The sequence below is a fragment of the Pectobacterium polonicum genome (assembly GCF_005497185.1).
Lineage (GTDB): Bacteria > Pseudomonadota > Gammaproteobacteria > Enterobacterales > Enterobacteriaceae > Pectobacterium > Pectobacterium polonicum.
In genome coordinates, this window is sequence record NZ_RJTN01000001.1 from 387184 (window position 1) to 406734 (window position 19551).

At 51.7% G+C, this 19551-nt stretch carries 18 protein-coding genes; 2 read left to right on the forward strand and 16 right to left on the reverse strand.

Features of this window, described 5'->3' with window-relative positions:
• Positions 1-2: 2 nt before the first annotated feature.
• From mrdA to leuS, 7 genes are all read right to left on the reverse strand, one after another.
• Entirely contained in the window at positions 3-1907 is a 1905-nt protein-coding gene (gene mrdA, locus EDI29_RS01685) for a peptidoglycan DD-transpeptidase MrdA (RefSeq protein WP_137739457.1), read from the reverse strand.
• Between the two features lie 33 nt (positions 1908-1940).
• Positions 1941-2411 carry a 23S rRNA (pseudouridine(1915)-N(3))-methyltransferase RlmH gene (gene rlmH, locus EDI29_RS01690; RefSeq protein ID WP_015730925.1) on the reverse strand — a complete coding sequence of 157 codons (471 nt, stop codon included), beginning with the start codon at positions 2409-2411 and terminating at the stop codon, positions 1941-1943.
• 1 nt (position 2412) lies between these two features.
• On the reverse strand, positions 2413-2730 hold the full coding sequence (rsfS, locus tag EDI29_RS01695) for a ribosome silencing factor (protein WP_010284049.1): 318 nt from the start codon (positions 2728-2730) through the stop codon (positions 2413-2415).
• Positions 2731-2924: 194 nt separating this feature from the next.
• Positions 2925-3614, reverse strand: coding sequence for a nicotinate-nucleotide adenylyltransferase (gene nadD / locus EDI29_RS01700; RefSeq protein ID WP_137739458.1), 690 nt, complete (start codon positions 3612-3614; stop codon positions 2925-2927).
• A complete protein-coding gene (holA, locus tag EDI29_RS01705) occupies positions 3581-4606 on the reverse strand; it encodes a DNA polymerase III subunit delta (protein WP_137739459.1) in 1026 nt (341 codons plus the stop codon). The genes nadD and holA overlap by 34 nt, the downstream gene beginning before the upstream one ends.
• Positions 4603-5157: an LPS assembly lipoprotein LptE gene (gene lptE / locus EDI29_RS01710; protein WP_137739460.1), complete on the reverse strand. Its 555-nt coding sequence runs from the start codon at positions 5155-5157 to the stop codon at positions 4603-4605. The genes holA and lptE overlap by 4 nt, the downstream gene beginning before the upstream one ends.
• A gap of 14 nt (positions 5158-5171) precedes the next feature.
• On the reverse strand, positions 5172-7754 hold the full coding sequence (leuS, locus tag EDI29_RS01715) for a leucine--tRNA ligase (protein WP_137739461.1): 2583 nt from the start codon (positions 7752-7754) through the stop codon (positions 5172-5174).
• 310 nt (positions 7755-8064) lie between these two features.
• Here leuS and EDI29_RS01720 point away from each other — a divergent pair, with 310 nt between their 5' ends.
• The gene (locus EDI29_RS01720) at positions 8065-8547 is read left to right on the forward strand and encodes a zinc ribbon-containing protein (protein WP_014914629.1); all 483 of its coding nucleotides are present in this window, start codon (positions 8065-8067) and stop codon (positions 8545-8547) included.
• A 49-nt stretch (positions 8548-8596) separates the two neighbouring features.
• On the opposite strand, the gene EDI29_RS01725 is transcribed toward EDI29_RS01720, so the two are convergent.
• From EDI29_RS01725 to miaB, 9 genes are all read right to left on the reverse strand, one after another.
• A complete protein-coding gene (locus EDI29_RS01725) occupies positions 8597-9322 on the reverse strand; it encodes an amino acid ABC transporter ATP-binding protein (RefSeq protein WP_005976306.1) in 726 nt (241 codons plus the stop codon).
• On the reverse strand, positions 9322-9996 hold the full coding sequence (gene gltK / locus EDI29_RS01730) for a glutamate/aspartate ABC transporter permease GltK (RefSeq protein WP_010298783.1): 675 nt from the start codon (positions 9994-9996) through the stop codon (positions 9322-9324). Before gltK ends, EDI29_RS01725 begins: the two co-directional genes overlap by 1 nt.
• 3 nt (positions 9997-9999) lie before the next feature.
• Entirely contained in the window at positions 10000-10740 is a 741-nt protein-coding gene (locus EDI29_RS01735) for an amino acid ABC transporter permease (RefSeq protein ID WP_010285409.1), read from the reverse strand.
• A 219-nt stretch (positions 10741-10959) separates the two neighbouring features.
• Complete coding sequence (locus tag EDI29_RS01740; RefSeq protein ID WP_137739462.1) at positions 10960-11856, reverse strand: amino acid ABC transporter substrate-binding protein; 897 nt, start codon at positions 11854-11856, stop codon at positions 10960-10962.
• Positions 11857-12291: 435 nt separating this feature from the next.
• Positions 12292-13821, reverse strand: coding sequence for an apolipoprotein N-acyltransferase (gene lnt, locus EDI29_RS01745; protein WP_137739463.1), 1530 nt, complete (start codon positions 13819-13821; stop codon positions 12292-12294).
• 7 nt (positions 13822-13828) lie between these two features.
• Positions 13829-14707 carry a CNNM family magnesium/cobalt transport protein CorC gene (gene corC, locus EDI29_RS01750; protein WP_010298789.1) on the reverse strand — a complete coding sequence of 293 codons (879 nt, stop codon included), beginning with the start codon at positions 14705-14707 and terminating at the stop codon, positions 13829-13831.
• Between the two features lie 127 nt (positions 14708-14834).
• Positions 14835-15314: an rRNA maturation RNase YbeY gene (gene ybeY / locus EDI29_RS01755; RefSeq protein ID WP_039472514.1), complete on the reverse strand. Its 480-nt coding sequence runs from the start codon at positions 15312-15314 to the stop codon at positions 14835-14837.
• Complete coding sequence (locus EDI29_RS01760; RefSeq protein WP_137739464.1) at positions 15311-16369, reverse strand: PhoH family protein; 1059 nt, start codon at positions 16367-16369, stop codon at positions 15311-15313. The genes ybeY and EDI29_RS01760 overlap by 4 nt, the downstream gene beginning before the upstream one ends.
• Before the next feature lie 342 nt (positions 16370-16711).
• Positions 16712-18136: a tRNA (N6-isopentenyl adenosine(37)-C2)-methylthiotransferase MiaB gene (gene miaB / locus EDI29_RS01765; RefSeq protein WP_137739465.1), complete on the reverse strand. Its 1425-nt coding sequence runs from the start codon at positions 18134-18136 to the stop codon at positions 16712-16714.
• Positions 18137-18363: 227 nt separating this feature from the next.
• Here miaB and ubiF point away from each other — a divergent pair, with 227 nt between their 5' ends.
• A complete protein-coding gene (gene ubiF / locus EDI29_RS01770; RefSeq protein WP_137739466.1) occupies positions 18364-19530 on the forward strand; it encodes a 3-demethoxyubiquinol 3-hydroxylase in 1167 nt (388 codons plus the stop codon).
• Positions 19531-19551: the final 21 nt, after the last annotated feature.

Consider the following 19551-nt stretch of genomic DNA (forward strand, 5'->3'; position numbering starts at 1 on the left):
TGTTACTCACTCTCACTACCCGGCGGCGCAGGAGGCGCGCTAGGTAAATCGGTATTGTTATCACCCAGCAGGATATGATCAAGGATCTGGCGGGTGATAGCGCCCACGGTCGGACCAGCCCCACCGTTTTCCAGAATAATCGACATCGCGACTTTTGGGTCCTTATACGGGGCAAATGCGACCATTAATTTATGGTCACGCAGATGCTCTGCGATCTTGTGCGCATTATACGTTTCGTTTTCTTTCAGGCCGAAAACCTGCGCCGTACCGGATTTTGCCGCAATTTTATAAGGCGCATCATCGAAACTCTTGTGGGCGGTGCCGTTAGCGCGGTTAGCAACGCCATACATCCCGTCCTTCGCCACTTCCCAATAGCCCGAGTGGATATTGCCAATCTGTAGATTCTCAGTTTGTCGGAAAGGCACGATAACGCCATTTTCCCGCGAACTATAAAGCAGGTGTGGCGTTTTGACCTTGCCGTCGTTGATGAGCGTGACCAGTGCCTTATTCATCTGGATAGGGGTTGCCGTCCAGTAACCTTGGCCGATCCCGACGGGAATGGTATCCCCCTGATACCACGGTTTCTTAAATCGCCTGAGTTTCCACTCACGGGTTGGCATGTTACCGGCGCTTTCTTCCGAAATATCAATGCCGGTTTTCTCGCCATAACCAAATTTATTCATCCATTCGGATAGGCGATCGATTCCCATGTCATAAGCGACCTGATAGAAGAAAGTATCCGCGGATTCTTCCAGTGATTTGGTGAGGTTAAGACGACCATGCCCCCATTTTTTCCAGTCGCGGAAGCGCTTTTCGGAGCCGGGTAATTGCCACCAGCCAGGATCGAACAGGCTAGTGTTAGTGGTGATAACGCCAGCAGTCAGGGCGGAAACCGCAATATAGGGTTTAACGGTGGAGGCTGGAGGGTAAATGCCCTGCGTTGCACGATTGATCAGTGGACGATCGGGATCGTTTTGTAGTTTGGTATAATTTTTGGTGGAAATCCCGTCGACAAACAGATTGGGGTCATAGCTGGGGGTGGAAACCATCGCCAGAATACCGCCGTCGCGTGGGTCGGTGACAATGACGGCGGCGCGGCTGCCTTCCAGCAGTTTCTCGATGTAGATTTGTAGGCTCAGATCTAACGTTAGATAAATATCGCGCCCGGCCTGCGGTGGCTGTTCGTGAAGTTGGCGGATCACGCGGCCACGGTTGTTAACTTCAACTTCTTCATAACCGGGTTTGCCGTGCAGCAAATCCTCATAATGACGTTCGATACCCAGCTTGCCGATGTCACGCGTCGCGGCATAGTCTGCAATTTTTTCTTCTTTGGTCAGCCGTTCTACGTCTTTATCGTTGATTTTGGAGACATAGCCCGTAACGTGCGTTAACGCAGAACCGTAAGGATAATAGCGGCGTTGATAGCCTTTAACCTCAACGCCAGGAAAGCGGTATTGGTTGACGGCAAAACGAGCGACCTGAATCTCATCAAGCCCAGTTTTTACTGGAATGGAGGTAAAACGGCGTGAACGCTTGCGTTCTTTTTCAAAATTTTCCAGATCGTCATCGGTCAGATTAACGATGGGGCGCAGTGCTTCCAGCGTTTCTTTCAGGTTGTCGACTTTGTCAGGCACCAGTTCTAATTGATAGATGGTGCGGTTCAGCGCCAACGGGGTGCCGTTACGGTCGTAAATGATACCGCGGCTGGGCGCGATAGGAACCAGCTTAATGCGGTTCTCGTTAGAGCGTGTGCGATAGTCATCGACACGCAAAATTTGCAGATGATAAAGATTAGCGACTAATACACCAGAAAGCAGCAAAATGCCCAGAAAGGCTACCAAAGCACGGCGCACGAACAGAGCGGACTCCGCGGTATAATCACGAAAGGGTTTGCGTTCTACTTTCATCCAGTGTTATTTCACATGTTTCATCGTATCGCCTTACTCCCGATGGTAAGGGTGATTAGTCGTAATGCTCCATGCGCGATACAGGCTCTCTGCCACCAGCACGCGAACGAGCGGGTGCGGCAGCGTTAATGGCGAGAGCGACCAGCTTTGTTCCGCCGCGGCTTTGCATTCTGGCGCCAGCCCTTCTGGTCCGCCAATCAACAGACTGACATCGCGCCCATCCTGTTTCCAGCGCTCAAGCTGTTGCGCCAACTGTGGCGTTTCCCAGCGAGTACCTGGAATATCCAGCGTAACAATACGGTTGCCTTTGCCCACCGCAGCCAGCATCTGTTCGCCTTCGCGCTCCAGAATGCGTTTAATATCGGCATTTTTACCCCGCTTCCCCGCCGGAATTTCGAGTAATTCGAAAGGCATGTCCTTCGGGAAGCGACGCAGATAATCGGTGAAACCAGTCTGCACCCAGTCGGGCATTTTGGTGCCAACGGCGACCAGTTGCAGTTTCATGCTAGCCCCACAGTTTTTCCAGTTCGTACAACTGGCGACTTTCTTCCTGCATGACATGAACCATCACGTCACCTAAATCGACAACAACCCAGTCAGCGGCGCTTTCGCCTTCTACTCCGAGTGGGATCAGACCCGCGGCGCGTGAGGATTGCACGACGTGATCGGCAATAGACGCGACATGGCGTGTAGAGGTGCCCGTACAGATAACCATGTAATCGGTGATGCTGGATTTACCCTGGACGTTGAGTGCAACGATATCCTGGGCTTTTAAGTCATCGACCTTATCAATAACGAAGTCTTGGAGTGCTTGACCTTGCAAAGGTTCCCCCTCAATGGCGTTCTATCAGTCACTGATGAACGCGTGTGGCGCTGAATTGTTTAAGAAAAACGTAAATCACCGAGTAATTGCCGAGAATTCCCGCTTTTCCCGGTGATTGAAACCAGCCGCGGAGTATATCACGCACTTTTGCCGAGTGGTATAAAGCCCGTGGCTGATGGACGGGAAAACCTGTGCTATTGGTACAGGCCGTGTTCGTCGATGTAATTGAGTACGATGGGAGGCAATAAATCGTGGCAGTTCAGACCGTGCTGTCGCCGCTGGCGAATGTCCGTTGCGGAAATGGTGACCAGTGGCGTGTCTGCCAAAAAGATCCGCCCGTGCGAGTGCTGATGGAGAGCGTCCGGCGTGTGCGTCAGATGATCGTCCAACCACTGCTGTAATGCGGGTGTTTCCATCGTCGAGCGATAGCCGGGGCGAGCACACACCAGCAAATGGCAAACGCTGAGTAGATCTTGCCAGCGGTGCCAACGGTGTAGCGTCAGCAGTGAGTCCTGCCCGATGATAAATCCCAGCGGCGCATTGAAGCCTTTTTCCACCCGCAACGCTTCCAGCGTATCAATCGTGTAGGAGGGCGTTTGTCGCTGTAGTTCACGATCGTCCACGGTAAAGAGTGGATTATCTTCAACGGCAAGTTCAGCCATATGAAAACGCTGCTGGGAGCTGGCTTCGGGCTGCTGTCGGTGCGGTGGAACATTATTGGGCATCAGGACGACTTGAGTCAGCCCCACGAGTTTTGCCAGCGCGGTCACCGGTTGAAGGTGGCCGTAATGAATGGGATCGAACGTGCCACCAAAAAAGGCGGTCAACGATGGTGAAGTGGATGGCTTATTCAAATGAATGCCTCCGGCAAGGTTTTGCCGCACAGCAGCATGGCAAGCGATTCAAGTTCAGGCCACACGGACTGGCCGTAGTCTTGCTTTAGGGTTATTTCCACCTGAGTCAGCAACCGCACGGCCTGCTGTAGTTGCTGAAGAGAGAGCCGCTGTAATGCCTGAGTGAGCAGGTCACGCCGGTTTTGCCACACTTTTTGCTGATCGAATAACGTACGCAGCGGTGTGTCTGACATGTGTCGTTTCAGCGCCAACAACTGTAGCAGCTCGCGCTGTAGCGTACGCAGCAAAATGACAGGTTCGCAATCTTCCTGCTTCAGCTGCTGCAAAATGTGCCAGGCGCGTTTGGCTTTACCTGCCAGCAATGCATCAAGCCAGTGGAAAGGCGTGAAGTGAGCGGCATCGTTTACCGCATTTTCTACGCGCGGCAGCGTCAGCTTGCCATCGGGATACAGCAGCGCCAGCCGTTCTAACGCCTGAGACAGCGCGAGAAGGTTGCCTTCATAACAGTAACAAATGAGCTGCGTGGCCTGTTCATCTAGCGTCAACTTCATGGCTTTGGCGCGTTGAGCAACCCAACGGGGGAGCTGTGCTTGTTCCGGCGTCAGGCAATTGATATAGACGCTGTCTTGTGCCAGCGCTTTAAACCAGGCGCTGTTTTCCTGCGCTTTGGTCAGCTTATGGCCGCGCAGAATCAGTAAAATATCGGGGTGCAATAATCCAGAAAGCTTGACTAGATTTTCGCTCATCGCCGCATTCGGGCCGTTTTCCGGCAAGACCAGTAGAAGCGATTGGCGCGAGGCGAACAGGCTGAGCGCCTGACAGGTACTGAAAATCGCATCCCAGTCGGTATGCAGATCCAGAATGAAGCTGAAATGCTCGCTGAATTCGTGCTGTTGAGCGACGCGTTTGATGTTATCGAGGCTTTCTTGCAGCAGGAGAGGATCTGAGCCAAAGACCAAATAACAACCGCGCAGCCCCTCATGGAGCTGCGCGGTGAGTTGTTCGGGGTAAAGCCGAATCATGAACGCTTAGCGGAGGCAGTAGAATCAGTGGACTGCAACCGATTTTTGACTTCCTGACTACCGTTGATAGTCAGCAACTTACGTACCAACTGCTGAGCAGCCTGTTCACGCATTTCCTGACGGACGATCTCCTGTTCGGCATCTTTCGCCAGTGCAGCCAGCGGGTTATCAAAGAACGTGCGGAACACCGTCACACTGAGTGGGTAAATATCTTCACCCGGCATCAGCACCTGCGCCTGCAACGTTAGCACCATCTGGTACTCCGCTGTTTTACCGTCCTGAAAAATAGAGACAGTATCGCGCGTTTCGCTTGAGCCCAGTACCCGCAGAGACGGGATGTCCTGACGCGTCGCATCTTCAACGATTTTTACATCGCTGAGACGGAGCTGCTCACGTACCGCGCGTGTTAGCGGACCATAAGGATCATTGCTGTCGACGATGAGTGTTTGTAACTGCGCGGGCACTTGTGTCGTGCCGCGCAGATGAAAACCGCAGCCAGCGGTGATTAACACCGCCAACCCCAGCAACAACGTGAATAGACGATGTCGCACAGTTCCTCCTTGCCTTAACCCACAACCAGGTTAAGCAGTTTGCCAGGGACATAAATCACTTTGCGAACCGTGACGCCGTCCAGATATTTCGCGACCAGCGGTTCCTGAGCAGCGCGTTCGCGAACCTGTTCTTCACTGGCGTCAGCGGCAACGGTAATTTTACCCCGTACTTTACCGTTAACCTGAACGACGACCAGTTTGGAATCTTCCACCATCGCGTTCTCATCCGCAACCGGCCACGGTGCAGTATCCACATCGCCTTCACCTTGCAGCGCCTGCCACAGTGTGAAGCAAACGTGCGGCGTGAACGGATAGAGCATACGAACGACGGCCAGCAGGGTTTCCTGCGTCAGCGCGCGATCCTGATCGCTTTCCTGCGGTGCTTTCGCTAACTTGTTCATCAGTTCCATGATGGCGGCGATCGCGGTGTTGAAGGTCTGGCGACGGCCGATATCATCGGTCACTTTAGCGATCGTTTTGTGCAGATCGCGGCGCAGTGACTTCTGATCTTCAGTCAGTGTAGCGATATCCAGAGCCGTTACCGCACCTTTCTCGGTATGCTCGAAGGCTTGTCTCCAGACGCGTTTCAGGAAGCGGTTTGCGCCTTCTACGCCGGATTCCTGCCATTCCAGCGTCATTTCCGCCGGAGAAGCAAACATCATGAACAGACGAACGGTATCTGCACCGTATTTCTCTACCATAACCTGCGGGTCGATGCCGTTGTTTTTGGACTTCGACATTTTGCTCATACCGGCGTAGATCACGTCACGGCCTTCGTTATCGATGGCTTTGACGATGCGACCTTTCTCATCACGCTCAACGGTAACGTCGGTAGGTGAAACCCAGATGCGCTCGCCGTTATTACCCAGATAGTAGAAGGCATCCGCCAGTACCATACCCTGACACAGCAGGCGTTTGGCGGGTTCATCCGACGTCACCAGACCCGCATCGCGCATCAGTTTGTGGAAGAAGCGGAAATACATCAGGTGCATGATGGCGTGTTCGATACCGCCGACATATTGGTCAACGGGCAGCCAGTAGTTGGCGGCAGCCGGATCTAACATTCCTTGGTCGTACTGCGGGCAGGTGTAGCGCGCGTAGTACCAGGAGGATTCCATAAAGGTGTCGAACGTGTCGGTTTCACGCAGCGCTGGCTGGCCGTTAACGGTGGTCTTCGCCCATTCTGGGTTAGATTTCAGCGGGCTGGTGATGCCATCCATCACGACATCTTCCGGCAGGATCACCGGCAACTGATCTTCTGGCGTAGGGATGACGGTGCCATCTTCCAACGTCACCATTGGGATTGGAGCCCCCCAATAACGCTGGCGGGATACGCCCCAGTCGCGCAGGCGATAGTTGACTTTACGTTCGCCAATGCCTTTTTCTACCAGCTTATCGGCAATGGCATTGAATCCAGTCTCGAAATCCAGACCGTCAAACTCACCAGAGTTGAACAGGCTGCCTTTTTCGGTCATCGCCTGAGCGGACAGATCGGGTTCGCTGCCGTCGGCATTCAGAATAACGGGCTTGATGGACAAGTCATATTTGGTGGCGAATTCCCAGTCACGCTGGTCGTGGCCCGGAACGGCCATCACTGCGCCCGTACCGTATTCCATCAGGACGAAGTTGGCGACCCAGATAGCGACTTTCTCACCGTTCAGCGGGTGAATAGCATACAGGCCAGTGGCCACGCCTTTTTTCTCCATCGTCGCCATATCGGCTTCGGCGACTTTGGTATTACGGCATTCAGCAATGAAATCGGCCAGCGCTGGGTTGGTTGCAGCAGCTTGCGCAGCGAGAGGGTGACCGGCGGCAACGGCAACGTAGGTCACGCCCATGAACGTATCCGGACGCGTGGTATAGACAGTCAGTTTCTCTGCGCTGTCTGCCACGTCAAAGGTGATTTCTACACCTTCGGAACGACCAATCCAGTTACGCTGCATGGTTTTGACCTGCTCAGGCCAGCTTTCCAGCGTATCCAAATCGTTCAGTAGTTGGTCTGCATAAGCGGTGATTTTGATAAACCACTGCGGAATCTCTTTGCGCTCGACTTTAGTATCACAGCGCCAGCAGCAGCCATCGATAACCTGTTCGTTCGCCAGTACGGTCTGGTCATTCGGGCACCAGTTAACGGCGGAGGTTTTTTTATACACCAGACCTTTTTCGTACAGCTTGGTGAAGAACCACTGCTCCCAACGGTAGTAGTCTGGTTTACAGGTCGCGACTTCACGATCCCAGTCATAGCCAAAGCCCAACAGTTTGAGCTGGTTTTTCATGTAATCGATGTTGGCATAGGTCCAGGGCGCTGGCGCGGTATTATTTTTGACCGCAGCACCTTCAGCTGGCAAGCCAAACGCATCCCAACCGATTGGTTGCAGAACGTTTTTGCCCAACATGCGCTGATAGCGGGAAATCACGTCACCGATGGTGTAGTTACGGACGTGGCCCATATGTAGTCGACCAGAAGGGTAAGGTAGCATGGAAAGGCAATAGTATTTTTCCTTGCCAGGCTGTTCGGTGACTTTAAATGTCTGCTTCTCTTGCCAGTGAAGCTGGACGTCCGCTTCTATCTCTTCTGGGCGGTATTGCTCTTGCATGGCTGCCAGGGGTCCTGTTTAGTGGAGAATCGCTACGTGAGTAGCCTGTTCTGATTCATAACAAAAGATCCGCATAGCATAGCCGTAAGCGACGCAGGCAACAACACCCAGCGCCTGACTGAGGAATATTTATGATTTGTGAGCGGCATACTGCGAGGAATTGCGCAAATTGACGACAATTTCCTCAGTTGTGCGGGAAAAATAATCTAAAATAGAGAGAGATAGGCAACATATCGGTTTTTGATTTGGTGCGCCAGACGGCGAATAGTCGTGCTTTATCGCCCCTCAACCCGCTTATTCAGGAGGAAGCATGAATAAACTAGCCCGCTATTACCGCGAGTTAATGGCTTCAGTTACAGCTCGGCTGAACAACGGTGAACGCGATCTTGATAGTCTGGTGCAGAGCGCCCGCAAAACCTTGCAGGAAGGCTCGGAGCTGACGCAGAAAGAAATAGAACAGGTGATTCAGGCTGTTCAGCGCGATCTCGAAGAGTTTGCCCGCAGCTATAACGAAAGTCAGGATGAGTTTACCGATAGCGTTTTTATGCGAGTCATCAAGGAAAGTCTGTGGCAGGAACTGGCGGATATTACGGATAAAACGCAGCTAGAGTGGCGCGAGATCTTCAAAGATGTGAATCATCACGGGGTGTACCACAGCGGTGAAGTAGTAGGGCTAGGTAATCTGGTGTGCGAGAACTGCCATCATCATATTGCGTTCTACACGCCGGAGGTTCTGCCACTCTGCCCGAAATGCTCGCACGATCTGTTCCACCGCCAGCCGTTTCAGCCGTAGGGCTTTTGGGGGTAAATAAGCGTGCCTTGCGGCACGCTTTATCTGAGTATTAATGCAGGATTTTCGCCAGGAAGTCTTTCGCACGTTCAGACTGTGGGTTGTTGAAGAAATCATCCTTGCGGGTATCCTCAACGATTTTGCCCTCATCCATAAAGATCACGCGGTGTGCCACTTTACGGGCAAAGCCCATTTCATGGGTGACGACCATCATGGTCATACCTTCCTGTGCCAGTTCAACCATAACGTCCAGCACTTCGTTGATCATCTCTGGATCGAGCGCGGATGTCGGCTCGTCAAATAACATCGCGATAGGGTCCATACACAGTGCGCGGGCAATCGCGACACGCTGCTGCTGGCCGCCAGATAGCTGCCCAGGGTATTTGTTAGCGTGTGCCGCCAGCCCCACACGTTCTAACAGCTTCTGCGCTTTGGCTTTGGCGTCTTCGCGCTTACGCTTTAGCACTTTTACCTGCGCCAGCGTCAGGTTCTCGATAATCGACAAGTGTGGGAACAGTTCAAAGTGCTGGAACACCATCCCGACTTTGGAACGTAACTGGGCCAGATTGGTTTTTTTATCGTTAACAGCAGTGCCATTGACGGTAATTTCACCTTTCTGAATCGGTTCCAGACCGTTTACGGTTTTGATCAGGGTTGATTTACCAGAGCCAGAAGGCCCGCAGACGACCACAACTTCACCTTTTTTTACTTCTGTGGAGCAGTCGGCTAGCACCTGAAATTGGCCATACCATTTAGAAACATTTTTCAGGGAAATCATCAAACCGTCCTTTTTTTCAGGTAACTGACCAGCATTGAGGCAGTAATGCTGAAGAGAAAATAAATGAACCCAGCAAATAGGATCATTTCAACTTGTGTTCCGTCACGCTCGCCGATGGTTGAGGCGGTACGGAAGAAATCAGCGAGGCTGAGTACGTAAACCAGTGAGGTATCCTGAAACAGGACAATACCTTGCGTCAGCAGCAGCGGCACCATGGCGCGGAATGCCTGTGGCAGAATAACCAGCTTCATGGATTGCCAGTGTGTCATGCCTAATGCTAACGCCGCGGAAGATTGACCGCGTGACACGCTGAGAATACCCGCACGAATGATTTCCGAATAATAGGCTGCCTCGAACAGCGAGAAGGCTACCATAGCTGAAATCAGTCGAATATCGGTTTTCGGCGATAGCCCAAGCACATTTTGTAATAAGCTAGGAACCACCAGATAGAACCACAGCAGCACCATGACGAGCGGAACGGAGCGGAATAGGTTCACATACAGTTTGGCGAACCAACTAATGGGCTTTATCGGCGACAGGCGCATTACTGCCAGAATCGTGCCCCAGACAATCCCGAATACCACCGCCGTTAGCGTAATTTTGAGTGTGACGACCATCCCCTGAATCAGGTACGGCATGCTTGGCCCAATTGAGCTCCAGTCAAATTCATACATGATTTATTTGCTCCCCATGTTGCCCGGCAAACGGGTTTTTCGCTCAACGACTTGCATGATCAACATAATAATGGCGTTGATGCCAACGTATGCCAGCGTGATAGCGGTAAAAGATTCATAAGCGTGGGCGGAGTAATCCAGCAGCTTCCCTGCCTGTGCTGCCATATCAACCAGACCAATCGTGGAAGCGATAGCCGAGTTTTTTACCAGGTTCAGCATCTCTGACGTCAACGGCGGAACGATCACGCGATACGCATTGGGCAGTAACACATAGCGGTAGGTTTGCGGCAGCGTCAGGCCCATCGCCAGCCCGGCTGCTTTTTGCCCGCGTGGTAGCGACTGAATCCCCGCACGCACCTGCTCACACACACGCGCTGCGGTGAAGAGCCCTAGACAAATCATCGATGACAGGAAGAATTGAATATTCGGGTCTAGCTCGGCTTTAAACCACATGCCGATGTTGACGGGAAGCAGCTCGGGAACCACCAGATACCAGGTAAAGAACTGGACAATCAGTGGGACGTTGCGAAATAGCTCGACGTAGCAGGTGCCAATGCCTGCAAGGAAACGATTTGGGACGGTACGCAGGATTCCAAATAAAGAACCAATGAGAAAAGCGATAATCCAGGCACAGATAGATAATGTGACGGTGACTTGCAGACCGGACAAAATCCACCCGAGGTAGGTTGTGTTGCCGAAGGGGGCGGCTTGTAGAAATATGCCCCAGTTCCAATCTATTGACATAACGAACTCCGGTAAAAAAAGGGTAGCGAAGCTACCCTGAAGATTGATGAGCGGCCATATTCCCGTTCTGTTTCAAACTACAGGCGTATTGTTTATTTTCCTGTTTATCGAAATTTCTCGGGACAACATGTGATGGGGAACGACCATCACATGCCTGTCTGTCCTGCCACGAATCAGCAATCAGAGGACAGGTGATTCTGCCCTTATTCTCATTATTAATTAGTTTAGCGCTTTGTCATTTGGCGCTTTGAACAGCGCTTTCATTTCGTCTGACAGGGCAAAGTTCAAGTTAAGATCTTTTGGTGGAATGGGCTGTTTGAACCAGCGATCGAACCATTTTTCAGCTTCACCGGAGGTCTGAACTTCGGCGATAGTGTCATCAACCAGTTTTTTGAATTGCGGATCGTCTTTACGCAACATACAGCCGTAGGCTTCTTCAGATTGCGCTTTACCGACGATATCCCACTGATCGGCGCTTTTCGCTTTCGCTCGTTCGCCAGCCAGCAGTGCATCATCCATCATAAAGGCGACTGCACGGCCGCTTTCCAGCGTGCGGAAAGAGTCGCCATGGTCTTTTGCACTGATGATGCGCATCTTCATCTGTTTTTCTTCATTCAGCTTATTCAGCAGAACTTCAGACGTTGTACCGGAGGTCACCACGACCGTTTTACCCGCCAAATCCGGGAAGTCTTTTACGCCGGAATCTTTTTTGGTTAACAGACGCGTACCGACCACGAAAATGGTGTTAGAGAACGCGGCTTGTTTCTGACGTTCCAGGTTGTTGGTCGTTGAGCCACATTCCAAATCGAATGTGCCGTTCTGTAACAGTGGGATGCGGTTTTGAGAAGTGATAGGGAGCAGTTTGACTTGCAGGTTAGGCGCATCCAGTTTTTTCTTAATCGCTTCGACAATTTTGTCAGAGTAGGCTTGGGAATAGCCGACGACTTTCTGCGTATTATCGTAGTAAGAAAAAGGGACGGATGATTCGCGGTGACCAATGACGATCACGCCATTATCTTTGACCTTTTTCAATGTACCAGCCAGATCTTCAGCCTGAGCTACGCTGGCGGCGGTGCCAAGCAGAAGCAGTGATAATGCCAGTTTACGCATTTGCATGTTCTAACTCCTTTGCTGTCGTTACAGTGCAATAGTTATAGCGCTGTCATTAATAACCGTATGGTTACTGTGCCCGTTATCTTCAAGTTAACATCGTACCCGTGTCGCTGAATCATTCATGACGCTTTGCTACTTCTCTGTGATAACGCTGCACCGTTAAAGCGCGAAGTTACTGTCTATACAGTTAAAAAGTAGCTGATTGTAAATAGATTGAAATAGGAATGTTTGTTTTTTGCGATATCCGCCGCACCAAATAGCAGCAATGTCAGAGGGTGGCACCAATTTGGTGCGTCACTTGCCCCCTAAGAGAGCTTTAAGTCGACGTAATATCCAAAAAAATACAGAAACAACCCTTTACAGGGTAATAAGAGGCAAATAGCGTGCCAAAAATAAAAAAGGCATGCAAAAGCATGCCCTTAGGAAAGTGAGGGGGGGTTATCGGCGACGTAAACCGAAGAAAACGGCAGTGATACCGCCTAGTAGCGTAACGATCCAGAGCGGCCAGGAACCGAAACGGGCATAAGGTGTTATTCCCGTCGCGGGAACGACCTGCGTGTCCAGCACTGCACGCGTGAACTGCGGCAGACTGGCGCTGACCTTGCCATCTGGCGTAATCACCGCTGTGACGCCGTTGTTGGTACTACGAACCAGAGGGCGCCCTAATTCCAGCGCGCGCATACGTGCCATCTGGAAGTGTTGCCACGGGCCGATTGAGTGGCCGAACCAGGCATCGTTCGAGATGGTCAATAGCATATCGGTGTCTGGCCGGAAGTTATCACGCACCTGTTGGCCTAAGATGATTTCATAACAAATAGCGGCATTAAGCTTGAAGCCATGCACAGAAAGCTGGGGCTGAACATAGTCCCCTCGACTAAACGACGACATCGGAAGATCGAAGAACGGCGCTAGCGGGCGTAACAACGTTTCCAGCGGGACAAACTCGCCAAAAGGCACCAGGTGGTTTTTGTTGTAGCGGTTCGTCGTGGGGTAGCGGTATGGCTCTTTGTCGCCGAGTACGATAATTGAGTTATAGAAATCGGTCTTATTACCCTCACGCCGGATATCAACGATACCCGTAATCAGGCTGCTGTTACGACTACGTAGAATATCGTCAATCTGCTTTAAATAAGCGTTCTGACGGCTTTCAATATCAGGAATTGCCGTTTCCGGCCAGATAACGATAGGTGCCTTGTCCATATAAGGCAGGCTGTTATCCAGATAGATCCTCAGCGTATTCAACAGCTCGTCTTGTTCCCACTTCATAGCCTGCGGGATATTGCCCTGTACCAGCGCGACATTGACGGCACGTTCAGGTTGCAGGGTGTACCACTGCACGTTGCGCAGCGGCCATGATAAAACGAAAACGCCGATAGCAATGGCCGCCGGTACGATTTTTCGTTGGCTGATGGCATAAACGAACAGCCCGCTGAGGCTCATCAACAGGAAGGTAATGGTGTCGATACCCAGAATGGGCGCGATACCTTTCAGTGGGCCGTCAATTTGGCTGTAGCCGAATTGCAGCCACGGAAAACCGGTGAGCACCCAGCCGCGCAGAAATTCAGTTAACTGCCAGAGTACGGGAGCGGCAAGCGCCAGACGCCACAGCGTGGTTTTCGGCCACAGGCGTGAGAGCAGGGCAGAAAACAGCAGAGGATAGAGTGACAAATAGGCGGCGAGCAGAATGACCAGCGCAACATTGACAGGGCCTGGCATCCCGCCGAATTGCGCGATACTGACGTAAACCCAGTTTACGCCGCTGCCGAACAGACCTAACCCCCAGCAAAATCCTATCCAGGCTGACTGGCGACTCGTGCGGTTGAGCGTCAGTGCCTGTAGACCCATGAGCGAGATAATCGCCGCAGGCCAGAAATCAAAGGGAGAAAATGCCAGCGTGCCACAAGCACCAAATAAGAGCGCCAGCAGGGCTTTAACCTGCTGGCGTTGTAGAAAAGAAGCGACAACCATTGCCAAATTATTCTTCCAATTTTGGTTGAGGGGCATTGTCAGGAATTCTGACATGAACCTGAATAATACGACGACTGTCTGCCATCGCAACCTTAAACAGGTAACCTTCTATGTCGATGGTTTCGCCACGAGCAGGAAGATGGCCGAAAGACTGCATGACCAAGCCGCCGATGGTGTCGACTTCATCATCACTGAACCGTGTGCCAAAAGCCTCATTAAAATCTTCAATATCGGTTAACGCACGAACGGTGTAAGTCTGGCGATTAAGCTGACGAATATCTCTGTCTTCTTCATCGTCGTATTCGTCTTCAATTTCGCCAACGATCAGCTCAAGGATATCTTCAATCGTGACCAGGCCAGATACGCCACCAAATTCATCAATGACAATCGCCATGTGATAGCGCAGTGAGCGGAACTCATTCAGCATCCGATCAACGCGTTTGCTTTCCGGCACAACCACGGCGGAACGCAGGACTTTATCCATACTGAACGGTTCGGAATCGCTGCGCATAAACGGCAGCAAATCCTTGGCCATCAGGATGCCTTCAATATGGTCTTTATCTTCGCTAATGACGGGGAAACGAGAGTGGGCGGATTCGATAATCACGTCCAGACACTCTTCCAGCGTTTGATCGCGCTTGAGCGTAATCATCTGCGAGCGAGGGATCATGATGTCACGTACACGCTGGTCGGCGATATCCATGACGCCTTCGAGCATATCTCGTGTTTCAGGATCGATCAGGTCATTCTGTTCGGAGTCACGAATCAGAGTAAGTAAACCGTTACGATCTTTTGGCTCGCCGTGAAAAAGCTGATTAAGAATAAGAGAAAAGAAGCCCTTTTTGGGACTGGGTGCATCGCTGTTTTGAGAATGGTCGTCGCTCATGCGTTTTAATTAACATCACTCTTGTTAAAGGATTATTGCCAGCAACTGGAAGCGGCACAGTGGCTGATGTGTGAAGATAAATGCCCGGTATCTTCCCGATCTCGGGCTAGACAAAATGTATTTCTATTTATTCGGTGAGGCCATCTTTTTCTGCAAGATAGGGATCGGCATAACCCATACCTTGCATAATCTCGGTTTCCAGCGCTTCCATTTCTTCGGCTTCGCTGTCCTCAATATGGTCGTACCCTAGCAGATGCAGGCTACCATGGACAACCATGTGCGCCCAGTGCTCTTCTACGGTTTTTTCCTGCTCGGCGGCTTCACGCTCGACAACCTGACGGCAGATGATTAAATCGCCAAGCAGAGGAAGTTCGACTTCAGGCGGTGCCTCAAAAGGAAACGACAGCACGTTGGTCGGCTTGTCTTTACCGCGATAGGTGTTATTCAGGTCGCGGCTTTCGGCCTCATCCACGATACGGATGGTGACTTCAGCGACTTCCTGAAACTGCGGCAGAACGCCTTCCAGCCAGCGCTGAAAGTCTTTTTCTTCCGGTAGCCCCTGTGCTTGCTCGCTGGCGATTTGTAAATCCAGAATCACCTGACTCATTTTTGCTCCTGATCTGATGCCGCAGCCTGTGCTTCACGCTTACGCTGTTCTGCTAAGGCATCTTTACGTTTCTGTTCGGCATTTTCCCACGCTTCATAGGCATTCACAATCCGTGCGACCACCGGATGGCGCACCACGTCTTCGCTGTGGAAAAAGTTAAAGCTGATCTCTTCCACATCGGCCAGCACTTCTATCGCGTGGCGTAAGCCGGATTTCAGATTTTTCGGCAGGTCGATCTGCGTGACGTCACCCGTGATGACCGCTTTTGAGTTGAACCCGATGCGCGTCAGGAACATTTTCATTTGTTCGATGGTGGTGTTCTGGCTTTCATCCAGAATGATGAAGGCATCGTTCAGCGTTCGGCCACGCATGTAAGCCAGTGGCGCGACTTCAATCACGTTGCGTTCGATAAGCTTCTCGACGCGCTCAAAGCCCAGCATTTCAAACAGGGCATCATAAAGTGGGCGCAAATAAGGATCGACTTTCTGGCTGAGATCGCCAGGCAGGAAACCCAGTTTTTCACCCGCTTCGACTGCCGGGCGCGTTAACAGAATACGGCGAATATCCTGACGCTCCAACGCATCTACGGCGGCAGCGACAGCTAAGTAGGTTTTCCCCGTTCCCGCAGGGCCAACGCCGAATGTGATGTCGTGATCGAGGATATTGGCGACATACTGTGCCTGATTTGGCGTGCGCGGTTTGATCACGCCGCGTTTCGTTCGGATATTGACCACTTTGCCATAATCAGGAACGTGTTCCGCAGACTGCTCCAGCACGCGAGATTCTTTAATCGCAAGGTGAATTTGCTCAGGATCGATATCACCGATGACGCCACGTACCGGTGCTGTATCAACATACAGACGTTGCAGGATATCTGCCGCAGCCTGCGTCAACAGGCTTTTTCCGACCAGTTTGAACTGATTATCTCGGCGACTAATTTCGATGCCTAAGCGGCGCTCTAGCTGTTTAATATTGTCATCAAACGGACCGCAAAGGCTGAGTAGGCGTTGGTTATCTGCGGGTTCAAGGGCAATCTCTTTTGTCGTTACGTTCAAATTATTCCTCTTGAGCGTTACTGTACAGGCGCTATTCTGCCCACACAAAATGAACTGTTGTCAGACGGCCTGATGTGCCCGCCCTATGAGTGAATTATTCATCGTGAATGCCCGATGGTGCAAGTCACAATAATGATATTGGGATGCCGCCTCGCAAAAGCAAATGTAAGCGCCATGAAATTGAAACTGACTGAAGGTTATCTCTGCCTGCCATAAAAAAATGCAGGGAACGTTTTTCAACGTTGCAGAGCAACGACCCGAAGGGTGGCAGGCAAGGATAGCCTGCCATAAAAAATGGGTGGCAAAGCCACCCACAATAATATTCGAACGAATGAACGTCGGTTATGGCTGGTAGAATCCGACGCCGATCTCGTTCTCTTTACGGGTACGCGCAATCACGGAAGACGGTGATTCATGTACGCGCAGATCCATTTGCTCTTCGGTACGCACCACGATGCCACGCAATGAGTTGGTATAAACGTCAACGATTTCAACATCGACAAATTTACCGATCATATCCGGCGTGCCTTCAAAGTTGACAACGCGGTTGTTTTCCGTACGGCCAGACAGCTCCATCACGCTCTTACGCGACGTGCCTTCCACCAGAATACGCTGGACGGTGCCCAGCATAAGGCGACTAAACCGCATTGCCTGCTGGGTAATACGTTCTTGCAGAAGGTATAGACGCTGTTTTTTCTCTTCTTCCGGCACGTCATCGACCATATCCGCAGCCGGCGTTCCCGGACGAGCGGAATAGACAAAGCTGTAGCTCATGTCGAAATTCACATCGGCAATCAACTTCATGGTCTGTTCAAAGTCAGCCTGCGTTTCGCCAGGGAAACCGACGATAAAGTCAGAACTAATCAGGATACCCGGACGCGCGTTGTGCAACTTACGAATGATGGCTTTGTATTCCAGCGCGGTATGACGGCGTTTCATCATCGTCAATACGCGGTCAGAGCCGCTTTGTACCGGCAAATGCAGGAAGCTGACCAGCTCTGGCGTATCTTCATAAACGCTGATGATATCGTCTGTGAATTCAATAGGATGGCTGGTAGTGAAACGGACACGATCGATCCCGTCGATGGCAGCGACCAGGCGCAGCAGCTCAGCAAAGGAGCAAATTTCACCGTCATAGGTTTCGCCGCGATAGGCGTTGACGTTCTGTCCTAAAAGGTTAACTTCACGCACGCCTTGCGCTGCAAGCTGAGCGATTTCGAACAATACATCATCACACGGGCGGCTGACTTCTTCGCCGCGGGTATAAGGCACCACGCAGAATGTGCAGTATTTGTTGCAGCCTTCCATGATGGAGACGAACGCCGTCGGCCCTTCGGCGCGCGGTTCTGGCAGACGGTCAAATTTTTCGATTTCAGGGAAGCTGATGTCAACGATGGGGCTACGCGTACCCTGAACGTGATTAATCATTTCCGGCAGGCGGTGCAGGGTTTGCGGGCCAAAAATAACGTCAACGTAGTGCGCACGTTCACGAATATGTGCGCCTTCCTGCGAGGCAACGCAGCCACCGACGCCAATAATCAGGTTCGGATTAAGATCTTTCAGCGCTTTCCAGCGACCAAGTTGATGGAAGACCTTTTCCTGCGCCTTTTCACGGATCGAACAGGTATTGAGCAGCAGGACATCGGCTTCTTCAGCGATTTCAGTCAGCTCATAGCCGTGCGTACTTCCCAGTAAATCAGCCATCTTTGATGAATCGTACTCATTCATCTGACAGCCCCAGGTTTTAATATGCAGTTTTTTTGTCATCGACTTGCCATTACTCAGTGCGGATAAGAAAAATTCCCCTCATTTGGGGCGGGTATTGTAATCGTTCGCTGACGTTGTGACCAGTGCTGGAAGTCGTGCTGATTTGATAACCCCTTACTTTCTATAAAAATGCGGCTTTTCTGAAAAATCCCCCGTAAATCCAGTACACTATTTTCATGCATTTTTACTGGTGTGAATAAACCAGAATCAGAGGGGATAAAGCCAATATGCATTACGATGCGATTGTGGTTGGCGGTGGTATGGTCGGCGCGGCTGCGGCGCTTGGGCTAGCACAACAGGGATTTCAGGTTGCGGTCATTGAGCAGGATATGCCGGTGCCGTTTGATGCTGCCAGCCCGCCAGATTTACGGATCTCGGCGATTGGCTACGCGTCGGTTGCGTTGCTGAAAGCGCTGGGCGTATGGCCGCGAGTGCAGCAGATGCGTAGTGCGCCTTATCGTCGGCTGGAAACCTGGGAATGGGCGAATGCCAGAGTGGTTTTTGATGCCGCGGACATTCACCTGCCTGAGCTGGGCTTTATGGTGGAAAATCGCGTGCTGCAACGGGCGCTCTGGGAAAGCTTACAGGAAGAAGAACATTGCCAATGTTACTGCCCGGCCACGCCGCATAACCTGCAACGCACAGATAATGGCTGGTGTTTACAGCTTGCTGATGGGCGACAACTGACGGCTTCACTGGTGGTTGGTGCTGATGGCGCGAACTCTCAGGTTCGCCAGTGGGCGGGAATTGGTATCAGCGGCTGGCAGTATCGTCAGTCTTGTATGTTGATCGGCGTTGAGACTTCGCAACCGCAGCAGGATGTGACCTGGCAGCAGTTCACGCCGAGCGGCCCGCGTGCATTTTTACCGCTGTTTGACCAATGGGGTTCGCTAGTGTGGTATGACAGCCCGCAGCGTATTCGCCAGCTTCAGGCTATGCCGCTGACACAGTTGGATAAAGAAATTGCGGCTGCGTTTCCAGAGCGCTTGGGTACGGTCAAGGCATTCTCCGCGGGGTCATTCCCTCTGGTCAGGCGTCATGCGCAAACCTATATCAAATCCGGTTTGGTGCTGCTGGGCGATGCCGCGCATACCATTAATCCGCTGGCAGGGCAGGGGGTTAATCTAGGGTATCGAGATGTTGAGGCACTGCTGGATGTGTTGATAAACGCGCGTAATGCGGGGGAGGAATGGGCTTCTGAACGGATTTTACGCCGTTATCAGTGCCGTCGTATGCCGGATAACCTGATGATGCAAAGTGGGATGGATTTATTTTATAACGCGTTCAGTAACGCATTACCGCCGCTGAGCTTTGCTCGTAATATGGCGCTGATGGTCGCACAGCGCGCTGGCGTGTTAAAACAGCGCGCATTGAAATATGCCATTGGTGTTTGATTGATGATAATGAGGACGCCG

Coding starts and splice junctions, on each gene's coding strand:
- mrdA (WP_137739457.1), bottom strand. CDS start 1,907: ATGAAAGTAGAACGCAAACCCTTTCGTGATTATACCGCGGAGTCCGCT.
- rlmH (WP_015730925.1), bottom strand. CDS start 2,411: ATGAAACTGCAACTGGTCGCCGTTGGCACCAAAATGCCCGACTGGGTG.
- holA (WP_137739459.1), bottom strand. CDS start 4,606: ATGATTCGGCTTTACCCCGAACAACTCACCGCGCAGCTCCATGAGGGG.
- leuS (WP_137739461.1), bottom strand. CDS start 7,754: ATGCAAGAGCAATACCGCCCAGAAGAGATAGAAGCGGACGTCCAGCTT.
- EDI29_RS01720 (WP_014914629.1), top strand. CDS start 8,065: ATGAATAAACTAGCCCGCTATTACCGCGAGTTAATGGCTTCAGTTACA.
- EDI29_RS01725 (WP_005976306.1), bottom strand. CDS start 9,322: ATGATTTCCCTGAAAAATGTTTCTAAATGGTATGGCCAATTTCAGGTG.
- gltK (WP_010298783.1), bottom strand. CDS start 9,996: ATGTATGAATTTGACTGGAGCTCAATTGGGCCAAGCATGCCGTACCTG.
- EDI29_RS01735 (WP_010285409.1), bottom strand. CDS start 10,740: ATGTCAATAGATTGGAACTGGGGCATATTTCTACAAGCCGCCCCCTTC.
- EDI29_RS01740 (WP_137739462.1), bottom strand. CDS start 11,856: ATGCAAATGCGTAAACTGGCATTATCACTGCTTCTGCTTGGCACCGCC.
- lnt (WP_137739463.1), bottom strand. CDS start 13,821: ATGGTTGTCGCTTCTTTTCTACAACGCCAGCAGGTTAAAGCCCTGCTG.
- corC (WP_010298789.1), bottom strand. CDS start 14,707: ATGAGCGACGACCATTCTCAAAACAGCGATGCACCCAGTCCCAAAAAG.
- ybeY (WP_039472514.1), bottom strand. CDS start 15,314: ATGAGTCAGGTGATTCTGGATTTACAAATCGCCAGCGAGCAAGCACAG.
- miaB (WP_137739465.1), bottom strand. CDS start 18,136: ATGACAAAAAAACTGCATATTAAAACCTGGGGCTGTCAGATGAATGAG.
- ubiF (WP_137739466.1), top strand. CDS start 18,364: ATGCATTACGATGCGATTGTGGTTGGCGGTGGTATGGTCGGCGCGGCT.